This window comes from Aeromonas sp. 3P (genome assembly GCF_051919745.1).
Taxonomy (GTDB): Bacteria; Pseudomonadota; Gammaproteobacteria; order Enterobacterales; family Aeromonadaceae; genus Aeromonas; species Aeromonas veronii.
In genome coordinates this window covers 4,532,488-4,553,270 of the sequence record NZ_JBQBED010000001.1, presented here as the reverse complement: position 1 = coordinate 4,553,270, position 20,783 = coordinate 4,532,488, and the positions used below count along the sequence as shown (strand labels likewise).

9 protein-coding genes and 2 pseudogenes are annotated in these 20,783 nt (G+C 61.8%); 4 read left to right on the top strand and 7 right to left on the bottom strand.

Annotation, left to right across the window (positions count from 1 at the left end):
- Positions 1–307: 307 nt before the first annotated feature.
- The 4 genes from pbpC to ACTG19_RS21175 form a co-directional block, all read right to left on the bottom strand.
- On the bottom strand, positions 308–2,740 hold the full coding sequence (pbpC, locus tag ACTG19_RS21190; RefSeq protein ID WP_162628370.1) for a penicillin-binding protein 1C: 2,433 nt from the start codon (positions 2,738–2,740) through the stop codon (positions 308–310).
- The gene (locus tag ACTG19_RS21185) at positions 2,706–7,592 is read right to left on the bottom strand and encodes an alpha-2-macroglobulin family protein (protein ID WP_439989539.1); all 4,887 of its coding nucleotides are present in this window, start codon (positions 7,590–7,592) and stop codon (positions 2,706–2,708) included. The genes pbpC and ACTG19_RS21185 overlap by 35 nt, the downstream gene beginning before the upstream one ends.
- A 165-nt stretch (positions 7,593–7,757) precedes the next feature.
- Complete coding sequence (locus ACTG19_RS21180) at positions 7,758–8,417, bottom strand: DedA family protein (RefSeq protein ID WP_005353037.1); 660 nt, start codon at positions 8,415–8,417, stop codon at positions 7,758–7,760.
- Between the two features lie 215 nt (positions 8,418–8,632).
- Positions 8,633–10,321: an FAD-dependent oxidoreductase gene (locus tag ACTG19_RS21175; protein ID WP_317103915.1), complete on the bottom strand. Its 1,689-nt coding sequence runs from the start codon at positions 10,319–10,321 to the stop codon at positions 8,633–8,635.
- A gap of 135 nt (positions 10,322–10,456) precedes the next feature.
- Between ACTG19_RS21175 and ACTG19_RS21170 the strand changes: the two are divergent.
- From ACTG19_RS21170 to ACTG19_RS21160, 3 genes and pseudogenes are all read left to right on the top strand, one after another.
- Positions 10,457–13,386 (top strand): annotated as a pseudogene (locus tag ACTG19_RS21170) (sensor domain-containing phosphodiesterase).
- 65 nt (positions 13,387–13,451) lie between these two features.
- Entirely contained in the window at positions 13,452–14,249 is a 798-nt protein-coding gene (gene pflA / locus ACTG19_RS21165; RefSeq protein ID WP_317103913.1) for a pyruvate formate lyase 1-activating protein, read from the top strand.
- 87 nt (positions 14,250–14,336) lie between these two features.
- A pseudogene (locus tag ACTG19_RS21160) lies at positions 14,337–14,976 on the top strand (energy-coupling factor ABC transporter permease).
- Positions 14,977–15,060: 84 nt separating this feature from the next.
- Here ACTG19_RS21160 and ACTG19_RS21155 read toward each other — a convergent pair.
- Entirely contained in the window at positions 15,061–16,353 is a 1,293-nt protein-coding gene (locus tag ACTG19_RS21155; protein WP_005333998.1) for an NAD(P)/FAD-dependent oxidoreductase, read from the bottom strand.
- Positions 16,354–16,427: 74 nt separating this feature from the next.
- Positions 16,428–16,967, bottom strand: coding sequence for an alpha/beta hydrolase YcfP (gene ycfP, locus ACTG19_RS21150; RefSeq protein ID WP_005334000.1), 540 nt, complete (start codon positions 16,965–16,967; stop codon positions 16,428–16,430).
- Positions 16,968–17,472: 505 nt separating this feature from the next.
- On the opposite strand from ycfP, the gene ACTG19_RS21145 reads away from it, so the two are divergent.
- A complete protein-coding gene (locus ACTG19_RS21145; RefSeq protein ID WP_005353050.1) occupies positions 17,473–18,879 on the top strand; it encodes a nucleobase:cation symporter-2 family protein in 1,407 nt (468 codons plus the stop codon).
- 63 nt (positions 18,880–18,942) lie between these two features.
- Here the strand turns inward: ACTG19_RS21145 and ACTG19_RS21140 are convergent, their stop codons facing one another.
- On the bottom strand, positions 18,943–20,739 hold the full coding sequence (locus ACTG19_RS21140) for a M3 family oligoendopeptidase (RefSeq protein WP_162628368.1): 1,797 nt from the start codon (positions 20,737–20,739) through the stop codon (positions 18,943–18,945).
- Positions 20,740–20,783: the final 44 nt, after the last annotated feature.

Here is a 20,783-nt window from a genome sequence, read left to right as displayed (position 1 = left end):
TCACGGCGGATATTGGAAGGGGTACAGGCAAACTGTTTCTGATAGCAACGCGCAAAACTCTCGGAAGCTGGTTCGAAAGGTGAATAGAACCCGGTACGTTCAGGAGAAACATGGTGATCACCATGATCGGTTGTGGCACAACCCGAACTCATCAGCACCAGCAAGGGACACAGAACACGCAGCAAAAGAGAACTCCCGATTGGATTTGAATGAACTCGTAATTATTCATAAATTAATTCATCCAATCAAATATTGATGCATTTCAAATAGTTAATTACATTCACCTCAATGGCTGTCGGCAAAACGATCAACGGGTGATGGTGCCGGCATCACTGTCAGGATGCACCACGCGAAACTCGATACGATCGCTGTTGCCCGCTTCATCCACCACCACCAGCTGATAACGACCCGCCACACTCAGCACCTGATCCCCGTCCCAGCGCAGTCGCTGGCCGTTGAGAAACCAGGCCGACTTGCCGACACCGCCCAGCACCTTGGGCTGCAACCGATAGCGCTGGCTGCGGATAAGGTTGCCCTCCCCCAGCGCCACGATGCGAATGGGGGCCTGCAGCTCGGCGCTCTGCCCCTCCCCTGCACAACTGCTGGCGAGCAGCGACTGCCGCCGCTCGCTGGGGGACCGCCAAGGCTCCAACGACAACGGCCAGAGTGCCCGAAAACCGGATTGTGCCGCATCGGGGCAACGGGTCAGCGTCGGCTTGCCTTCGGCAGTGAGTGCAACTTGCCGCAGCGGCGAGGGCCAGTCCATGGGATCCGGCAAGGTGGGAGGATCGCGCCCTTCCAGCAACCAGGCGCTCTGGCGCTGCAAACAGGCTTCAGGCAGGGTCGCGTTCGCCTTGCGCCCCAGCGGCCAGCAAATCTCGGCCTCGCTCACCGTGTTGGGCTGTGCCGGCAGAGGGCTGTTGTCAGCCAGTCGCGAGTAGACCGAAAGCAGCAGCGGCACCGCCGCGCTCTGGCCGTAAAAACCGGGCATAGGGGTACCGTCGGGGCGCCCCAGCCAGACGCCGATGGTCCAGCGACCGGAGACCCCCATCGCCCAGCTGTCGCGATAGCCATAGCTGGTACCGGTCTTCCAGGCCAGCCTGTTGACCCGGCCGGTCGCCTCGCTGGCAAAGGGTTGGTCCGCCCGTCCCTGCGCGCTCAATATCTGCCAGATGATCCAGGCCGCTCCCGGGCTCAGCAAGGGGCGTGACACCGCCTGCTGCCCCGCCAGCCAGACCGGCATTGCCACCTGCCCCTGCCGGGTCAGTGCGCTGTAGATGGCCACCAGCTGCTCGAGTCGAATGCCCGCCGCCCCCAGCGCAATGGCCGGATTGGGTTTGTCGGAGAGCGCCAGCCGCACCCCAGCGTTGTCGAGGCGGCTGACCAGCTTGTCGGGCCCGAGCGCCTCCAGCACCTGCACCGCCGGCACGTTGAGGGATTGCTGCAGTGCCTGAGCGAGGGTCACCGGCCCCTGAAAGGCGCCGGAAAAGTTGGCGGGGCGATAGTCAGATCCCAGCCTCGGCGCATCGGAGAGCAGGGAGGCCGAGTGCACCAACCCTTCATCCATCGCCAGACCGTAGATAAAGGGCTTGAGGGTGGAGCCGGGAGAGCGGATTGCCTGCACCATGTCGAGATAACCGTGGCGGCGCAAATTGCCATACTCGGCGCTACCCACATAAGCGCGCACAGCCATGGTTTTGTTATCTACCAAGAGCAACGCCGCTGAGGTCTGCTCGGGGAAGCGGCGAATGTAGCTCGCCACCCGCCCCTCCAACCAGCGCTGCAGATCGCCATCAATGGTGGTGTGCACCAGCGCCCCGGCCTGATGGTCGGCGGCGAGACGGGCAAAGAGCGGCGCCTCCATCGGCGTGAAGTGACCGCGGGCCAGCACCGGCTCGATACGCCCCTCCAGCCACACCTGTTCGGGCCAGACGCCTTGCGCTACCAGCCGCTGCATCACCTTGTCACGGGCGGTGCGGGCCCGCTCGGGATGGCGGTCCGGCCGGTTGCGACTGGGGGCCTGCGGCAGCACCGCCAACAGCGCCGCCTCGGCATAGGTCAGCTTGGCGGCGCTCTTGCCGAGATAGGCAAAACTTGCCGCCTGCACCCCCTCCAGATTGCCGCCAAACGGCGCCCGATTGAGGTAGACGGTGAGCAGGGTGCGCTTGTCGTAGTGCCACTCCAGTTGCAGCGCACGGGCCATCTGGCGCAACTTGCCGGGCACGCTCCTGTGGTAGGGTTCGATAAGACGCGCCACCTGCATGGTGAGGGTCGAGCCGCCCGACACAGCCCGCCCATAGCGCAGCCACTGCCAGACCCCGCGCACCATGGCCACCGGATTGACTCCAGGATGACGCCAGAAGTAGCGATCCTCGTAGCCCAGCAACGCCTCGATATAGCGGGGGGAGACCTGCTCCAGGGTCACGGGGTAGCGCCACACGCCGCTGGTATCGGCAAAGGCGCGCAGCGGCCGCCCCTTCATGTCGAGCACCACCCGCGCATAGGCGGGGTCGAGTGGCGGCGGCGGGAAGAGTCGATCCAACGCCAGCAATGACAGCAGCAGTGCGACAACTCCCAGCACCGAGAAACGCAGCCAGCGCGGCAGACGGCCCAGCCAGCGCCAGCCAGCGCGGCCAGTGCGACCTAATTTCAGCCAACCATGCTGCCAAAAAGTGAGCGGGCGAACCCGCTCAAGGGAGGGTTTGTTACTCAGAGATACGCACCTCGTGGATATCCTCACCCACAGCCCGCAGTTCAGGCCGGTACATATCCTCTACCTGGGTCGGTGGCACCTGATAGCGACCCGGCGTCACCGCCCGCATCAGGTAGACCAGCTGCTGGTTGCTCCCCTCGCTCAGATCCAGCGCTGCCGTGTAGCGGTCATCGCGAAACTCCTGATGCTTGAGATAGTCGTTCCACTCGCTCTGCCACGCCGGTTTCCCCTCAATGGAGAGCTCTTCCAGCTTGATGCTGTTGCCAAGGGCCGGGTTCTCCAGCTCGAAGCCGGCGGGCACCATCTCCACCAGCAGGGCATCGGGCACCGCCGACTCGCTGCTGACGTTGAGCCGCACCACCACCAGATCGCCCACCTTCACCTTGGCGGGATCAAACAGCTGACCGTCGCTGTTGAACCAGCTGCGGGTCACACTCATCCCCTTGCTGATCCGTGCCGGTGCCTGTTCGGGGTAACCGACCAGAGTGCGCTGCACATAGAGGGATCCCTTGCCCTCGTTGGTGACGGTGCTCGCGGCCAGTGCCTCGGGGGCACTCTGCTGCAGCGGAGCCGAACCGCTCAGGGATCCACTGCCAAGAGAGGAAGTCACCTTGGCCTGCCAGTCGGCGGCCGGATCGAAGCGGGCGAGTCGCAACAGGGCAAGCCGCTCCTGAGTGCTGAGCCACTGACGGTGAGCCAGGGTATCGGCCACCTTGGCGCTGAGATCAAGCCAGCGCTCCGCAGCCAGCTTGTGCTGACGCAGCAAGGAGAGCTCAAGGGCTTCATCGCGTAGCAGTGAGCCGTAATCACCCAGATAGTCATCCCCGCGCTCGGTCGCCAATGCCCGGCTGAGGGCCTTGGCGGCATTCTGCTCATCCCCCATGGCCGAGAGCGCCAGCGAGAGGTGCAAAAGCGGCAAACCGGAGCGAGCGTGATCGGCCTGCTGCTCCCAGATAAGGCGCAGGGTAGCGAGCGGCGCCTTGCCCACCCGGGCCAGCACATAGGCGCTGTAGGCCTGATAGGCCAGCCGGCTGTGCTCGGGGGCACTGCTCCAGCGCTCGCCATACTGGCTGTCGGTGAGATAGCTCTGCAGCCGGTTCAGCGCCTGATTGAGCATTGCCTCCGGCACGGCGTCGCCCGCCTCCTTGCGCGCCAGCAGGTAGTCGGCGGCATAGGCGGTGAGCCATTGCTCCTCGTCGGAGCGACCATCCCACAGGCCAAAACCGCCGCTTGGCAGTTGCAACCGCTGCAGCCGTTGCAGCAGGGCGCGTTGCACATCCGCCTCGCTCGCCGCTTTCTTGCCCTCTGCGGGTTTGCTCCAGGCGGCCCGCTCATCGGCCGTGGTCAGCAAGTAAGGCCAGGCACGGGACAGAGTCTGCTCCAGACAGGCGTAGGGGTAGTCGGCCAGCGCCTGCCACTGGGCTGCCGGATCCCAGGGGGGAGTACCGGAGAGGCTGAGCAGCCCCTGCAGATTGGCGCGATCCAGCCCAGCCAGCTCAGCTGGCGCAAAGCTCATCTGCTGGCCGGGGGCCAGCATCTGGTAGCGTTGGCGAGTTTCGGCAGGCCAGGGGGAGCGCAGCGGCAGATACCAGTCGCGGCTGATGGCAAAATCCTTGCCGCTGGCCGCCAACTGCAGGCTCGCCACACCGCTCGCCCCGGTCACGGTGAGCGGCAGGGTCAGCCACTGCTCCTCGCCATTTTTAAGGGCCAGGGTGCGGGGTAGCTCGCCGTTTGCCTTGAGCCCACCATTGAGGGTCCAGGCAAGGGAGAGGGTCTGCTCCTCGCCGCTCATGTTGCGCAGCTGCACCAGCGCACGGGTCTCATCCCCTCTCGCGCCAAAGCGCGGCCAGCCAATCTCGGCCACCAAGGGCGCCACCACCTTGACGGCGCGCTCGGCCTCGCCGACTTGCTGTTCGTTCCAGGCCAGCGCCATCAGTGCCAGTTCGCCGTTGAAGTTGGGCAAATCGAGCGGGATCACTGCCTTGCCCTGCTGGTCAAAGCTCACCACGCCGCTCCACAGTGCGGCTATCTCGACCCGGCTCTCCAGCGCGCCACCCTTTTTCAGCGGCGCCCGATCGCCCCCGTAGTTGAGGCGGGCCAGCTTGCCATCCTGCGGCGGGATCACCTGGCCGTAGTTGTCGAACAAATCTTGGGCGAAGCGCTTGCGACCAAAGAAGATCTCGAACGGGTCGAGAGGCTGGTAGTCGCTGATGTTGAGCACGCCCCGATCCACCGCCGCCAGCACCACCCGCCCTTGGCTATTGGGGGTGGAGGTTGCGGTCACTTCCAGCCGGGTAAGCGGCACCGCTGTATCAGGCGCGCTCAGGGTGAGCGGCAGACGGCGCGCTTCCCGGTCCAGGGTGAGCGGCACCAGTCCGACCGAGCGCAGGCTCTGCCCCTGCTGCTTGCCAGCCGGTTTGGAGGCGCTGTCTGGCGCGGCGATCTGGGCCGAGATATGCAAGTCATGGCGCTGCCACTCGGGACTGACCGGGATCTCGAACTCGCCGCGGGCATCCTTGGCATCGCCACCGGCCCCCTTGAGTTCAATACGCTGCCACCAGCGCAGACCGTCGCCATCTTCCACCAGCAGCAAGCCCTTGCCGGGGCGCGGGGCCACCAGCGTCACTTTGGCCTTGTCACCCGCCTGATAGGCGCGCTTGTCGAGGGTGATGGCAATCTTGTCAGGCCGTGCCTGCTCGCCACCACCGCCCCAGGCATAACTGCCTATTTCCACCCGCAGGCTCGATTGATGGCCCTGACTGTTCTCCACCTCCAATCGATACCAGCCCGCCGCCAGTTGAAGCGTGAGCGGGGTCGGCCCCTTGCCATCCAGCTGCAGGGTCTGCTCCTGTTCCAGATAGGGCTGGCTGTTGAACTCGTACTTCCACCCCTCCCCATCGGCGTAATGCCAGTAGTAGTCGCGGTACTCGTTGATAAGGCGCACCTTCACCGCCCCCGCCACCGGCTGGCCTTGCTCATCAAGGTTGAGGATCTGGAAGGGGAGCGGCTTACCCCCCTCTACCCGATCCGCCACGAAGTCGGCCTTGAGCGCCGGCCACTGGCTGCCCGCGGGCCAGCCATACTGGGTGCGGCTGCGATTGACGGCGCGGCCACCGGGCTCGGCGAGCGACACCCGATAGGCCACCTCCAGCGGCCCGAGGGCGCGCACCCCATCGAGTTCATCAGCAAGCGAAAAAGTCCCCTGCCCCTGCTCATTGAGGGTGAGACTGCGCGCCTCGAGATCCTTGGCCTGCTCGGCAAGCAGCACGTCACCCAGAGTGAACTCCTGCCACTGGGTAAAAGGCATGGTGGCGCGGCTGATCTTTACCTCCGCCTTGGCCTTGGTGGCGCTCGCCGGTGCACCGTAGAGATAGTCCCCTTGCAGCGGCAGGGTGAGGGAGGCGCCCAGATCCGTCACTTCACCATCCGGCCCCTTGCCAAGCTGCAGTTTGAGCCGCTCCGGCAAAAACTCCTCCACCAAAAAGGGCCACTCGAAACGACTACCAGCGGCGGTCTTGAGGTTAATGGTCCAGCGCCCGAGCGGCGCATCGTCCGGCAGGCGCAGACCGTAGTGGGCCGCGCCAAGATTGTCCGGTAGCAGCCGCTTTTGTTCGAGCAGCTGGCCGTCCGGCTGCTTCACCTCCAGCTCCACCGCCATGCCCGGCAGCAGCTGGCCATCCTGCCCTTTGAGCAAAATCTCGCTGTCGAGCCGCTCGCCGGGGCGATAGAGATCGCGCCCACTGAACAGATACAACTGCTGGGCCTGCCAGGGCTGGGTGCCGAGATCGAAGGTGGAGAGATCGAGCGCCGCCCCATCGAGGCGCAGCACCGCCAGATGGTTGCCCTGTTCGGCCAGCAGCAAGCGGGCCCCCTGCACCTGATCGAAGCGACGATGGCCCTGCGGATCGGTGGTTTGCACCTGCAGCCGGTTACCCTTCTCGTCGAGCAGGGAGAGCTGCACATCCTTGAGCGGGTCGGCGCTGGCCAGGGAGCTGACGAACACCTCCAGCTGATCGCGGTAACGGCGGGCACTGAGCCCCATGTCGCTCACCGCAAAATAGGTGGTCTCCTTGCGCCAGTCGTAGTTGCCAAGGGGCGACATCACCGCAAAGTAGACGCCAGCCTCAGCCAGCTGCGGCTCCTTCACATTGATGAGGCGGGTCTCGCGCCGGTTGGCATCGAGCTCCAGCGCATAGCGGCCGCTGAATACCCGCTTGGCCCGCTGGGTGATCTGCTCAAGCTCCCAGTTCCCCATGCCGGCACCGGGGCGATATTCCGCCAGAAAACGGGGCAGATATTCCGCATCGACCCGAAAGAAATCGATATTGACCTCATCCACGTTGACAGCGCTGATGGGCAAGCGAAGTTCCTTACGCAGCGGCAATACCATGCCGCTGGCGGTAAACGAAGCCCCCGCCTCCAGCGGCCGGGTCTTGAGGGTCCAGCTCTGGGGGGATGGGCCCAGCCCCGCCTTGAGGCTCACTTCATAGCTTTTATCGGGCTGCACGTTCGGGAAATAGAGGGTGCGACCATCTTCAGCGAGGATCCACTCCCCCTGCACCTGCTTGCCCCCCTCACTGACCCCGAGCCAGCTCTGCCAATTGGCCTTCGGCGCCAAGGGGCCAGAGAAGACCAGCGCCAGCGCCGGGGCATCGCGATATTGGCGGGCATTTGCCTGCACCACGGCGCTTGGGGCGCCCGTTTCCTGCTGCGCGGCAGGCTTTATAGTCGGCCCATTGGCGACAGGCTTGTCGGGGCCACAACCGGCCAACAGCAAACCGACCATCCCGCAAAGCAGCAGGGTTGACCAGCGGCGGCGCAGAGCGCCGGTTCCGGCGGTAGAGCGGTGAGACGCAGAGGGAGAGTCGAAGAGGCGCATAGGTTCCATCCCGAGTTGGAGCGCTGCAAGCGCAGCGTGGCAGCAAACAGGATAAGGCATCCTGCTCACCCGACACAAAGCTCATTACCCGAATGGGCACATTTCCGCGCCCCTACTGCACGAGAATCCCCTTGCCCACTGATCCAGTGCGGCAAGGGTTGTCATCTAGTCGTGGCTGGTCTCGTTTTTTGCTCCGCCTTTGAACCAGCGAAACAGGATGGCCATGACGGCCGCCAGAAACAGCACCAGCGAGGTAATCAGCAGGGCCCGGGTCAACAGTTCGCTGTGGTGGAGGAAGAAGGGGGTATTCATCGCCAGCTTGCCCACTAGGCTAAGGCAGAGCGCCCACATAAAGGCACTGGCAAAGCTGGCCACGCACATGCGCAGCACGCTCAGGCGGCCAATCCCCATCAGCATGGGGGTCAGTACCCGCACGAACGGGATAAAACGGGAGGAGAACATCGCCAGAAAACCGTACTTTTTCAGCAGCCGGGTCGCCTTGGGCAGGCTGTCGGGAGGCAACATCCGTTCGATATGATCCATAAAGCGGGTGCGCTGCAGTGCCCGTCCCTGCCAGTAGGCGAGCACAGAACCTATGCCAGCAGCCAACGGCAGATAGACAAGAGTCACTTCGGGGCCAAACACCCCCATGCCCACCAACCCACCGGCCAGCAGTACCAGACTGTCCCCCGGCAGGGGCAGGAAGACGAATGCGGACTCCAGCAGCAGTACCAGCATCAGGCAACTGATCAGCAGGGGTACCGCCTGCATCTGAACCAGGGCGTCAAAATCCTGATGCCAAATGGCCATCAGCATATCCAGCATGTCACTCTCCCTACTACACGGTTCATCATGAACGAGGCAGGGGTTATAGCACCCATCCCCTGAACAAAACGTTAATTTTGTCCGGCACAGGAAATAAAGTGTGTCGAAATATTGCAGCAACGAGGGGAATGCAAGAAGGGCGAAAAGCAGAAACAAAAAGCCCCTCATCTTGCACGCACAAGGGAGAGGGGCAAACAGGCACAGAAATAAAACGGTTACTCGGCGGTGGCCATCTGCCAGGTTTTGAAGCCGCCGGAGAGGTTTTTCACCTTGAAGCCGTGCTGGCTCAGCAAGCGGCAGGCGACATGGCCGCGCAGCCCGACCTGACAGCTGATCAGCAGCTCTTTCTCTTTGGGCAACTCATGGAGGCGACCACGCAACTCGTCGAGGGGGATATGCAGCGCCCCCGGAATGCGGCCCAGCTTGTCGAGCTCCGGGCCATTGCGCACATCCACCACCAGCTGATGGGGGTTACGAGCCTGCACCTCGGCCACGTGGCAGAGCTGGGTGTCCCCCTTCAGGTGGTTGCTTGCCACGAAGCCCGCCATGTTGATCACATCCTTGGCCGAGCCGAACGGCGGCGCATAGGTAAGCTCCAGATCCTGCAGATCAAACACGGTGAGACCGGCACGTTGAGCTACCGCCAGCACGTCGATGCGCTTGTCGATGCCATCCTTGCCGATGGCCTGGGCGCCATAAATCTTGCCATCCGGGGCAAACAGCAGCTTGAGGCTGACCGGATGGGCGCCGGGGTAGTAACCGGCGTGGCTGCCCGGGTGGACATAAACCTTCTCGAACGGCAATCCCAGTTGCACCAGTCGCTTCTCGTTGAGGCCGGTGCTGGCCACCGCCAGATCGAACAGCTTGCAGATGGCGGTCCCTTGCGTCTTCTTGTAGGTTTCGCTTCGGCCCAACATATTGTCGGCGGCGATGCGCCCCTGCCGGTTGGCCGGGCCCGCCAGCGGGATCAGCACAGATTCGCCGGTGACGAAGTCAATCTCTTCCACCGCATCCCCCACCGCATAGATGAAGGGATCCGAGGTACGCATCCCGGCATCCACCTTGATGCCGCCCCGCGGGCCCAGCTCCAACCCCGCTTTGGCGGCGAGCAGGGTTTCCGGCTTGACGCCGATGGCGAGGATCAAGAGACCGGTATCAAGATGGGAACCGTCATTGAGGGTCAGGCGCAGGCCACCGCTTTTGGCGGTCGGCACGGCGGAGGTTTTCTCGGCAGGCAGATCCAGACTCTCGATGGCGGTGAGGCCGGTGCGAAGGCGCAGGTCGATCCCCTCTTCCCGGATGCGGGCATGGAGCATGTTGGCCATCTCCTTGTCCACCGGTGCCATCACCTGATCGGCCAGCTCCAGCAGGGTGACATCCAGCTTGCGCTGATGCAGCGCCTCCATCATCTCCAGCCCGATAAAGCCGCCGCCCACCACAGTGACGTGGCGCGGCTGATCGTGGTGCAGGGCCGCCAGAATGCGATCCATGTCCGGGATGTTGCGCAGGGTATAAACATGGGGGCTGTCGATACCGGGGAAAGGAGGACGGATTGGCGCCGCACCCGGGCTCAGCAGCAGCACATCGTAATGCTCACGCTGCTCTTCACCGGTTTGCAGGTTGCGCACCAGCAAGGTCTTGCCCGCCTTGTCGATCTCAATCACATCGTGGAAGACCCGCACATCGACGTTGAAACGGCGCTTGAAACTCTGGGGTGTCTGCAGCAGCAAGGCGTCCCGATTGGGGATATCCCCCCCGATGTGGTAGGGCAGACCACAGTTGGCGAAGCTGACAAACTCGCCCCGCTCGAACATCACGATCTCTGCCTCTTCACTCAAACGACGAGTACGAGCCGCCGCCGATGCGCCCCCCGCGACACCACCGATAATCAGGATCCGTTTCATCTGCAAGACTCCTCATACATGATAATGGGCAATAAATTAGACTTTTCTAATTTAGAATTCAATGAAATTTTGTTTCACACCATTTTGCAGTATTCTTGCAACCCCGACGGTTGCTTAACAGGATGTTGTTTGTTCATGTCGTCTACCGCACTCAGTCATCTTCCTCCTGCCCTCCAGACGCCACTCTTTTTCCGTCTGGACCTGCGCAGTCAACGGCTGGTCGCCCTGACCGACGTGATGCAAACCCCGCTCTACTGGCTCGACGAACCGCGCGCCCCCTGGCCTGCCCAGCTGCCCGATGCCCTGCGCCTGCCCATCGAACAACTGCTGGCCAACGGCCATGGCGGCAAGATCACCGTGCGCTTTGCCAGCCAGCTCTGGCATATCGCACTCGCTCACGAGCAGGATGGCTTCTGGCTCATCTGTCTGCAGAACCTTCGTCAGGAGCCCATCGCCGATCTGGCATTGCAACTGCCGCGCCTCAGCCAGATGGCGAGCCAGCAACAGTATGCGCCCCTGCTCGAGGCCCTTAAAGAGAGTTTGGGGGCCGATCGGCTCATCCTCTGGCACTATCAGGCCAACGGCGATCTCGGCAGCGAACAACTCACCCCGGTGTTCACCCTGGGGGTCGAGGCGCTCTACCCCATTCGTGGTGACAGCCGCTATATCCGCGCCCTGCGTACCCGCAAATCGTTGAGTTTCTCGGAAGCGGCCCACCAGCCGATGCTGAGCAATCACCTCTATCTGACCAGTGCCGGTGTGCGCTCACGCCTCGATGGTGCCCTGCTGGAGCAGGACAAGCTGTTCGGGGTGCTGAGTCTGGAGTATCTCGATCCCACCCCGCTTAGCGAGGAGATGTTGCAGCTGGTGCGCAGCAGCGCCCAGTTGCTCGGCCACTGGCAACCGGAAGAGCACCGCGCCGAGCTGGCCCTCCCGCCCGAGCTGCACCAGCAGACCGGCATCGACTACTGCAAGACGCTGGTAAGCTGGGCCATGAGCGCCAGCGGTGCCCGGGTGGGCTGGATCGGCGAATTCCAGCCCCGCGGTCAGGATCTCTGGATCATCCCCCGCTGCGTCATCAACGAGGAGATCTGCTCCACCCTCAAGCCTATCCAGCTCGACCCCGGCCCCGCTCAGGAGCTGTTCCAGCACGGTCAGGCCATCTATGTGGAAGATCTGCCCGTACGCTATCCCAAAGCGACCCGGCTGCTTGCCCTCAATGCCAGCGCCTACATCGGCATTCCGCTCCATGGTCAAAGCGGCGCCCCTATTGGCCAGATCACCCTGCTGCTCGATACCCCTCTTGAGGAGCCCGAACAGCTGCTGGATCTATTGAGCAGCCAGCACGAGCGGGCCGCCATCGAACTCAAGCGCCTCGCCACCGACGATGCCCTGCGGCTGGCGGAAGTGGCCTTCAATACCCACGATGGGCTGATCGTGATGGATCACAACGGCATCATCCTCAAGGTTAACCACTCCTTCAGCCGGATCACCGGATTTGGCGAGGTAGAGGTGATCGGTCATTCCATTCGCAAGCTGCGTCCCACCTACTACGGGGATCATCTCAAGGAGGATGTCAGCCGCACCGTCAACGAGCAGGAGTTCTGGCTTGGGGAAGAGCGCTGCCTGCACAAGGATGGTCACCTCTTTCCGGTGCGCTTGATGGTGAACGGCGTCAAGGATGAGCAGGGGGAGCTCAGCCACTTTATCTGCAGCTTCTACGACATCACCCAGGAAAAAGAGGCGGCCAGACATATCGAGCAGCTCGCCTACTACGACGATCTCTGCGGTCTGCACAACCGGCGCAGTCTCAACCATATTTTGCAGCAGACCCTGAACGCCTCCAACAGCCAGTGGGGTGCCCTGCTGCTGGTGGATCTCGACAACTTCAAGTCGATCAACGACTCCCTCGGTCACGCCTGCGGCGATCTGCTGCTGCAAGCCGTGGTGCAGCGTTTCAGGGAGCTGCCCCAGGACAATCTGGTGCAGGCGCGCATCTCGGGGGACGAGTTTGCCCTGCTCTTTACCCAGCTGGGACAAGGGGAAGTCACCGCCAAAATTCTGGCAGAGCACTTCGCCCGCGAACTGATGGGGCTGTTTCGCACCCCGTTCGACATCGGCGATCACAAGCTGCACTGCAGCGCCTCAGTGGGGATCAGCCTCTTCTCCGGCAACGTGACGGATCATCTGGTCCTGGGGCAACAGGCCGACACCGCGACCCACATGGCCAAGCGCGCCGGTCAGGGCCACTACGTCTTCTTTACCGAGGCGATGGCCCAGCATGAGAAGAACCGGCTGACCCTCACCAATGAGCTGCGCGATGCCCTGCGTCACCACGAGCTGCAACTCCACTACCAACCGCAATACCGGGTCGACAATGGTTCGCTGTCGGGTATCGAGGCGCTGCTGCGCTGGCAGCGCAGCGACGGCACCATGGTGCCACCCGGGGAGTTTATCCCCATCGCCGAAGAGACCAGCCTGATCCTCGAAATCGGCTACTGGGTGATGAAGACCGCCTGCGCCCAATACAGCTTCTGGCTCAACCGTGGCCTGCAGATCCCCCATCTGTCGGTCAACGTCAGTGCCCGCCAGTTCCACACCCAGGGCTTCGTACAACAGGTGGAGTACATCTTGCGCGATACCGGTGTGCCCCCTCCCGCCTGCTGCTGGAGGTGACCGAATCGGTAGTATTGGAGAATCGGCAGGAGAGTATCGCCAGAATGCGCCAGCTCAAGGAGCTCGGCATCCTCATATCCATCGATGACTTCGGTACCGGCTACTCGTCGCTGGCCTATCTGCGGGATCTGCCCGCCGACGAGGTGAAACTGGACAGAAGCTTCATTCAGACCCTGGTACACAGCGAACAGGACAGAGCCATCGTCAAGGCGATACTCGATCTGGCCCAGGTCTTCCGTTTTACCGTCACCGCCGAAGGGGTGGAAGAGGAGGCGCAGCTGACCATCCTCAAAGCCCTGGGATGCCAGCATTATCAAGGGTTTCTCACCAGTCGGCCGCTCACCATCAAGGGGCTGGAGCTGCTGCTTGGCAGCCGGGCGCCGGACTAAAGGTGTAGGATCAATAGGGGTTTATGTAATAAAATAACGGCCTGCTCGAATCGTTGGAGTTGTTTATGTCTGTCATTAATCGGATCCCAGCCGTTGAAATCAGCCAGCCAGCCGGAGCTCACGGCACCGTTGGCCGGATCCATTCCGTCGAAACCTGCGGCACTGTCGATGGCCCGGGAATACGCTTTATCGTATTCATGCAAGGCTGCCTGATGCGCTGCAAGTACTGCCACAACCGCGATACCTGGGATACCGAAGGTGGCCGCGAAGTGACCGTACCGGAGTTGATGAGTGACATCACCAGCTATCGCCACTTCATGAATGCCTCCGGCGGTGGCGTGACAGCGTCCGGCGGTGAAGCCATGCTGCAACCGGCTTTCATTACCGAACTCTTTACCGCCTGCAAAGAGAAAGGGATCCACACCTGTCTCGACACCAACGGCTTCGTCCGTCATCTCGACGAACAGGTGGACAAGCTGCTCGACCAGACCGATCTGGTGCTGCTCGACATCAAACAGATCAATGACGAGAAACACATTCCGCTGACTCACGTCAGCAACAGATACACCCTGGAGTTTGCCCGCTATCTGGCGGCCAAAGGCAAGACCATGTGGATCCGCTACGTGGTGGTACCGACCTGGAGCGATGACGACGAGAGCGCCGAAGGGCTGGGCCAGTTCATCGCCGAGCTGGGCGAGAGCGTGGAGAAGGTGGAGCTGCTCCCCTACCATGAGCTGGGCAAACACAAGTGGGACGTGCTGGGCGACCCGTACGAGCTGAGCGGGATCAAGCCCCCCAGCAAGGAGACCATGGAACGGGTCAAGGGCATCCTCGGCAAGTACCACAGCAACGTCAAATATTGATGGTAAAAGCAGGCTGACTCGTCAGCCTGCTCTGCTATGGGTGGTCGGGAAGGCCGCCCGGACTCTACTGCATAAATGGACGACAAGATGAGTGAAGGACAACTCGCCGCCCTTCTGATCTGGCTGGTACTGCTGGCCTTTAGCCTGCGCCGCTCCCTGTGGCAAACCCTCCATGACAACCCCCTCTATCAGCACCTGCTGCTGGGCAGTGCCATCGCGCTGGTGCCGCTCTGGTATCTAAGGGCCGGTCTGCATGAGGGGCTGGAGGTCCATTTTCTCGGGCTCACCTCCCTCACCCTGCTGCTGGGCTGGCGGCTGGCGTTGCTAGCCCCCTGTCTGACCCTGCTGGTGCTCGGTTACTTCGGCGTCACCAATCTGGCCGATTTTGGCTGGCAGGCACTGGTTGGCATCGCCCTGCCGGTGGCCACCAGCTGGCTGCTGTTTCTGGCCAGCTGGGCCTGGCTGCCGCGCCATCTCTTTGTCTATCTTCGTGGCCGCCTTTCTCGGCGGCGCCATCACCATCTCGGTCAAGGTGGCCGCCAGTGCGTTGCTGATGGGGCTAAGTCACAGCTACCCCTGGCACACCATCACCGCGGATTACCTCTCCATCTGGCCACTGCTGCTGTTCCCCGAAGCTCTGCTCAACGGCATGGCGATGACGGTGCTGGCCATCTACCGCCCTCACTGGGTCAATACCTTCTTCGACCGCACCTATCTGGGCAAGTAGCTCTCTCTTTCCTGATCTGCGCCCATAAAAAAGGAGAGGCCATCGCCTCTCCTTTTGGTATTCAACATGTTGCCAAATCCCGGCTTAGTGCAGCTTCAGGGTCGGGCGCAGTACCCGGTTGATGCGACCCACCAGCATGATGAGGCCGGTCTTGACGTAGCCGTGCAGGGCGATCTGGTGCATCCGGTAGAGGGAGATGTAGACCAGACGGGCAATGTAACCCTCCACCATCATGGAGCCGCGCATCAGGTTGCCCATCAGGCTGCCCACGGTGGAGAAGCGGCTGAGGGAGACCAGCGAACCGTGGTCGTGGTAGAGGTAGGGCTTCATCTCGCCGCCGTTCATCTTGGCCAGGATGTTCTTGAACGCCTGGCTGGCCATCTGGTGGGCAGACTGGGCGCGCGGCGGCACGAACTTGCCATCCGGCTGCGGGCAGGCTGCGCAGTCACCGATAACGAAGATGTTCTCGTCACGGGTGGTCTGCAGGGTCTCTTTCACCACCAGCTGGTTGATGCGGTTGGTCTCAAGACCAGCGATATCCTTCATAAAGTCAGGCGCCTTGATACCGGCCGCCCACACCATCAGATCCGCTTCAATCAGCTCGCCATCCTTGGTGTGCAGACCGTCGCTGGTCGCTTCGGTGATCATGGTGGCGGTACGCACGTCCACACCCAGCTTGACCAGCTCCTGATGGGCGGCGCCGCTGATGCGCTCCGGCAGGGCCGGCAGAATGCGCGGGCCCGCTTCCACCAGGGTCACCTTCAGGCTGTCGGTGGTGAGGTTCTTGAAGCCGTAGGCGTAGAGCTGCTCGACCGCGTTGTAGAGCTCGGCAGAGAGCTCAACGCCGGTGGCGCCGCCGCCGACGATGGCAATCTTCACCTTATCGCCCGGCTTATATTCGGTGGCGAACTGCAAGAAGCGGTTCATCATGCTGTTGTGGAAACGGTGCGCCTGGGAGGGGCTATCGAGGAAAATACAGTTATCCTTGATGCCCTTGGTGTTGAAGTCGTTGGAGACAGAACCGATGGCCATCACCAGATAGTCGTAGGGCAGCTCGCGCTCGTTGACCACGATGTCGCCATTGTCGTCGTGGATCGGGGCCAGCACGATGCGTTTATCGTCACGCTTGATGTCGGTCAGGGTGCCGAGCTGGAAGTCGAAACCGTGGTTCTTGGCGTGAGACTGGTAGCTCAGAGCATCGATGCCCGCGTCCATGGAGCCGGTGGCTACTTCGTGCAGCAGGGGTTTCCACAGGTGGGTGCGATTGCGATCGACCAGAGTGATCTTGGCCTTGTTCTTCTTGCCAAGCTTGCGACCCAGACTGGTGGCCAGCTCCAGGCCACCGGCGCCGCCGCCTACAACGACAATATTCATCATGATGATTTTCCTCGGTTCCTCAAAACGAAAGGGAGCCATTGGCTCCCTAAAACGAAATCGGTCGACGTGATGGATCAGGCTTCTTTGAAGGCCTTCATCCGCTGCAGATGATGCGAGATATTTTTGAACTTATGAGTCTCGCGCTCATCCCACACGATGTCGTAATAGTTCTTCAATTCACGTTCAGTGTCCCGATTATCGCGCACTTCATCCTGAACGGAAAGGATACACAGGCAGTTTCCTGAATTTTTCTTACGAAATTCAGTTACACACTTGGTACCGATATCGTCATATTCTTCCGGCCGGTCGATCTTGCCCTGCATGTTCTCTTCCGGATGGAGGTTGGGGTTGAAGATCACTTGGCGAATGCCGCACAGAAAGCCGATCCGCTCGCTCCAGTAGCCACCAAGACCCACGCCGCAGATCAGCGGTTTGGGATCGGTACTCATATCGAGCTGTTTTTTCACTTCCTTGAGCAGATGGCTCATATCATGACGGGGGTGAACCGTGCTGTAGTGCACGAAACGCACATCATCATCAATAAACTGCAACTGCAGCACTTTCTCGTGATTGCCTGGGCTGGTTGCATCAAAGCCATGCAGATAGATGATCATGGATAAGACCTCAGGATCTGTGTCGGTTTTATCGAAACTACCCCAGCGGCGGCCCCGTGCGCCACCAAAACATCCAACTTTCTTGCTTTGGATCACGCCCCCGCCCCCGATTGCGCCCTGCGGCCCGCGAGCGCCGTCACATGCAGAGGGGCGCATTGCGAGCAACGTTATGGTGCCCGGCTATCAAAGTGAGATCGCCAGACCAATAATGATAAACCCCTTACCAATCTGAGATGCCCTCACCTCCTTCCCCTGCCAGCAGCCGGACACTTATCTGGCCGGTATGTGACTCATCCCGCAAAAACAAGGCGTTATCGCCAAACGTTTTCTCTCGTAAGTGGCTTTGTGCATGTTTTGTGCACTGACCCGTGCTGCACCGGCTCCCTCTCACTACTGCCGAGGGATCTGGCACCTCTGTCAATACACGAGATCAATGACCGGGAAAGCTGCGGCTTTCACTATCTTGCCTGTAGCAGTTACGCGGGCTTCAAGGAGTGATCTGTTCATGAACGAGACCAATCCCCCCTCCCCCCGACCGGGTGCGCGCAAGCGCCCGGTGGATGAAGTGGAGCGCATGCTCCCCATGGGCCAACTCTTTACCCTGGGCCTACAACATGTGCTAGTGATGTACGCCGGCGCCGTGGCGGTGCCATTGGTGATTGGCGGCAGTCTGGGGCTGCCCAAGGATCAAATCTCCTACCTCATCAGTTCGGATCTCTTCTGCTGCGGCATCGTCACCCTGCTGCAATGTGTCGGGATTGGCCGCTTTGCCGGGATCCGGCTGCCGGTCATCATGTCGGTCACCTTTGCCGCCGTGATGCCCATGCTGGCCATCGGAGCCAACCCGGATCTGGGGCTGACGGGCATCTTCGGCGCCACCATCGCCGCCGGTATCATCTCGACCCTGCTGGTGCCACTGATAGGTCGGCTGATGCCGCTCTTCCCCACCGTAGTGACCGGGGTGGTTATCACCTCCATCGGGATCAGCATCATGCAAGTGGGGATCGACTGGATGGCGGGGGGCAAGGGCAATCCGGAATATGGCAGCCTGCGCTATATCGGCACCAGCTTTCTGGTGCTCGTCTTTATCCTGCTGGTGACCCGCTTCACCAAGGGCTTTTTCAGCAATATCTCGGTGCTGCTCGGGATCATCTTCGGTTTCGTGGTGGCCATAGCCATGGGCGAAGTAAGCCTAGATGGCCTCGGCGAGGCAGCCTGGTTTGCCCCCATAGTGCCCTTCGCCTTCGGCTGGCCCACCTTCGATCCCATCTCCATCGCCACCCTGACGGTGATCATGCTCATCACCTTTATCGAATCCATGGGGATGTTTCTGGCCCTTGGCGACATCGTCGGCCATCCGGCCAGGCGCGGTGATATCGTACGCGGGCTGCGGGTGGATGGCATCGGCACCATTATTGGTGGAATATTCAACAGCTTCCCCCACACCTCGTTCTCCCAGAATATCGGTCTGGTGAGCGTGACCGGGGTATCGAGTCGCTGGGTCTGCGTGATGTCGGGGGGGATCCTGCTCGCCTTTGGCCTCATCCCCAAGATGTCGGTGCTGGTCGCCTCCATCCCGCCCTTTGTGCTGGGGGGCGCCGGTATCGTGATGTTCGGCATGGTGCTGGCCACCGGCATTCGCATCCTGGCGCGCACCGATTACAACAGCAACCGTCACAACCTCTATATCGTCGCCATCAGTCTCGGAATTGGCATGATCCCGACGGTCTCCGGGAATTTTTTCCAACAGCTTCCGGCGCAGCTACAACCGCTTTTTCATAGCGGTATTCTGTTGGCCACCATCAGCTCGGTGCTGCTCAACCTCTTCTTCAACGGCTATCAGCCTGACCTGACTCACCAGACCCGCCCCCTGTTCGTTGGCCCCATCAAACCGCAGCAAGAACAGGCATAACAAACAGGCCCCCGGACAGAGAGACTGTCCGGGGGCCTGTTGTTCATATCACCGCTGACCCAATCAGGCAGGCAACTGCGTGAAGCGCTCTACCGCCTGCGCTACTTGTGCCAGACTCCCCTGCCAGAAGGCGGCCTCACGGATATCCTGCCCCAGATGCTTGGCTACCAGATCTTCGGCGCTCATCCGGCCGGTATCGCGCAACAAGGCGCGATACGCCTCGGCCACGCCCTCTTCCCCCGCCGCCTTGCGGCTCATCAACTGCTGATAGACCCCGAGGCTGAACAGATAACCGAACAGATAGGGATAGTTGTAAAAGCCCAGCCCGGCGATGGAGAAGTGCGCCTTGGCCGCCCAGAACATGGGGTGATAGCGGGTCAGGCTCCCCTCATACCAGCGTCCCCACGCCTCGTCGGTCAACGCTTTGAGTCGCTCTGCCGACACATAACCCTGCGCCCGCTCGGCCACCAGCGCCCGCTCGAAATCGAAGCGGGCCGGAATATTGACCAGGAAGGTGGCTGCGCCATCGGCCTCCGCCCAGGCGATGGCCAGCTGCTCTTCCGGGCTTTGCGCCTGCTCGAACAGGGCGCTTCGCACCAGGGTTTCGGCAAAGATGGAGGCGGTCTCCGCCAGCGTCATGGGGTAGCTGCGCTGACTCATCGGCAGATCGCGGATCACCCAGTTGTGCCAGGCGTGACCCAGCTCATGGGCCAGCGTAATGACATTGTCCATAGTGCCGGCATAGGTGACGAAGACCCGCGGCTCGACCGGTTCGGCAAACTTGGTGCAGTAGGCACCGGTGCGGCGATTTGGCGTGGGTGCCGCATCAATCCACCCCTTCTCGGCCATCATACGGGCAAACGCCCCCATCTCGGGATCGAAACGGCTAAAGGCATCGGCAATCAACTCGATCGCCTCCTCGAAAGGGATCTCGCGGCTGCTGACGGCCGGAGGCGGCGCAAAGAGATCCTCCGGCCCCAGATCGTCGAGACCAAGGCGCTCGGCCATCAGCTCCAGCGCCCGCTGGCCCAACCCACGGGCTCGCCAGGTTTCGCTCATCAGGGCATCGAGGGTGGCGCGTTCGATATGACTTTGATGGCAGGAGAGATCCAGCGCATCGAGCACACGGGTTTTGCCGCGCTGACGGGCCAGCTCCAACCGCCAGCCGTTAAGGGCATTGAGGATAGCGGCAACCGTCTCCTGCTCCCCTTCCCAACCGGCGCTGATGGCATCAAAGGCTTCTAAACGCAGCGCACGTATCGGGCTGGAGAGCAGATTGCTCGCCTCGGCCAGCCCCATCTCGCGGCCATCAATGGTTAACCGGATCTTGCCCACCAGATCGTTATAGAGGTTGCCCCAGGCGTGCAGACCATCGGTGCCCAGACCGATCACCAGCTGCTCCGCCGCCACCGGCAAGCGCTGATCCTGCAAACGACGCTCATGGCCCAAGCGGTACGCCTCCTCGCCGAGCAGCGTATCACTCATCAGCGCGACAAATGCATCTTCCGGCAGCGCCAGCATCAGATCTTCCACCGGCGCCAGGGTCTTGAACAGATCGGCGTTGAGGGCGCGGGCACGGGACGCCAGCTGTTTGGCCTGCGGATCCCGCGCATCCTGACTGCCGCGGCACGCGGCCAGAATGGCGACGTTCCAGCCGATATGGCGAATATCACGGGCGCGCAGCCGCACTTCCCGCAAAAAATCCTGCAGCGCTGCGTCATCGCCGCGCACCCCGTCCAGACCCGCCATATAGCTGGCCAGCTCTTCCAGCGCGTGGCGGGCTGCGCGCATGTCCGCTTCCAGCTCGGTGCTGTCGAGGCCCGGGTAGATATGGTCGTTATTCCACTGTTGTTGATACATAGCTTCTCGCAAAGGCCTTTATCGGGAGGCGCAACAGACCTGCG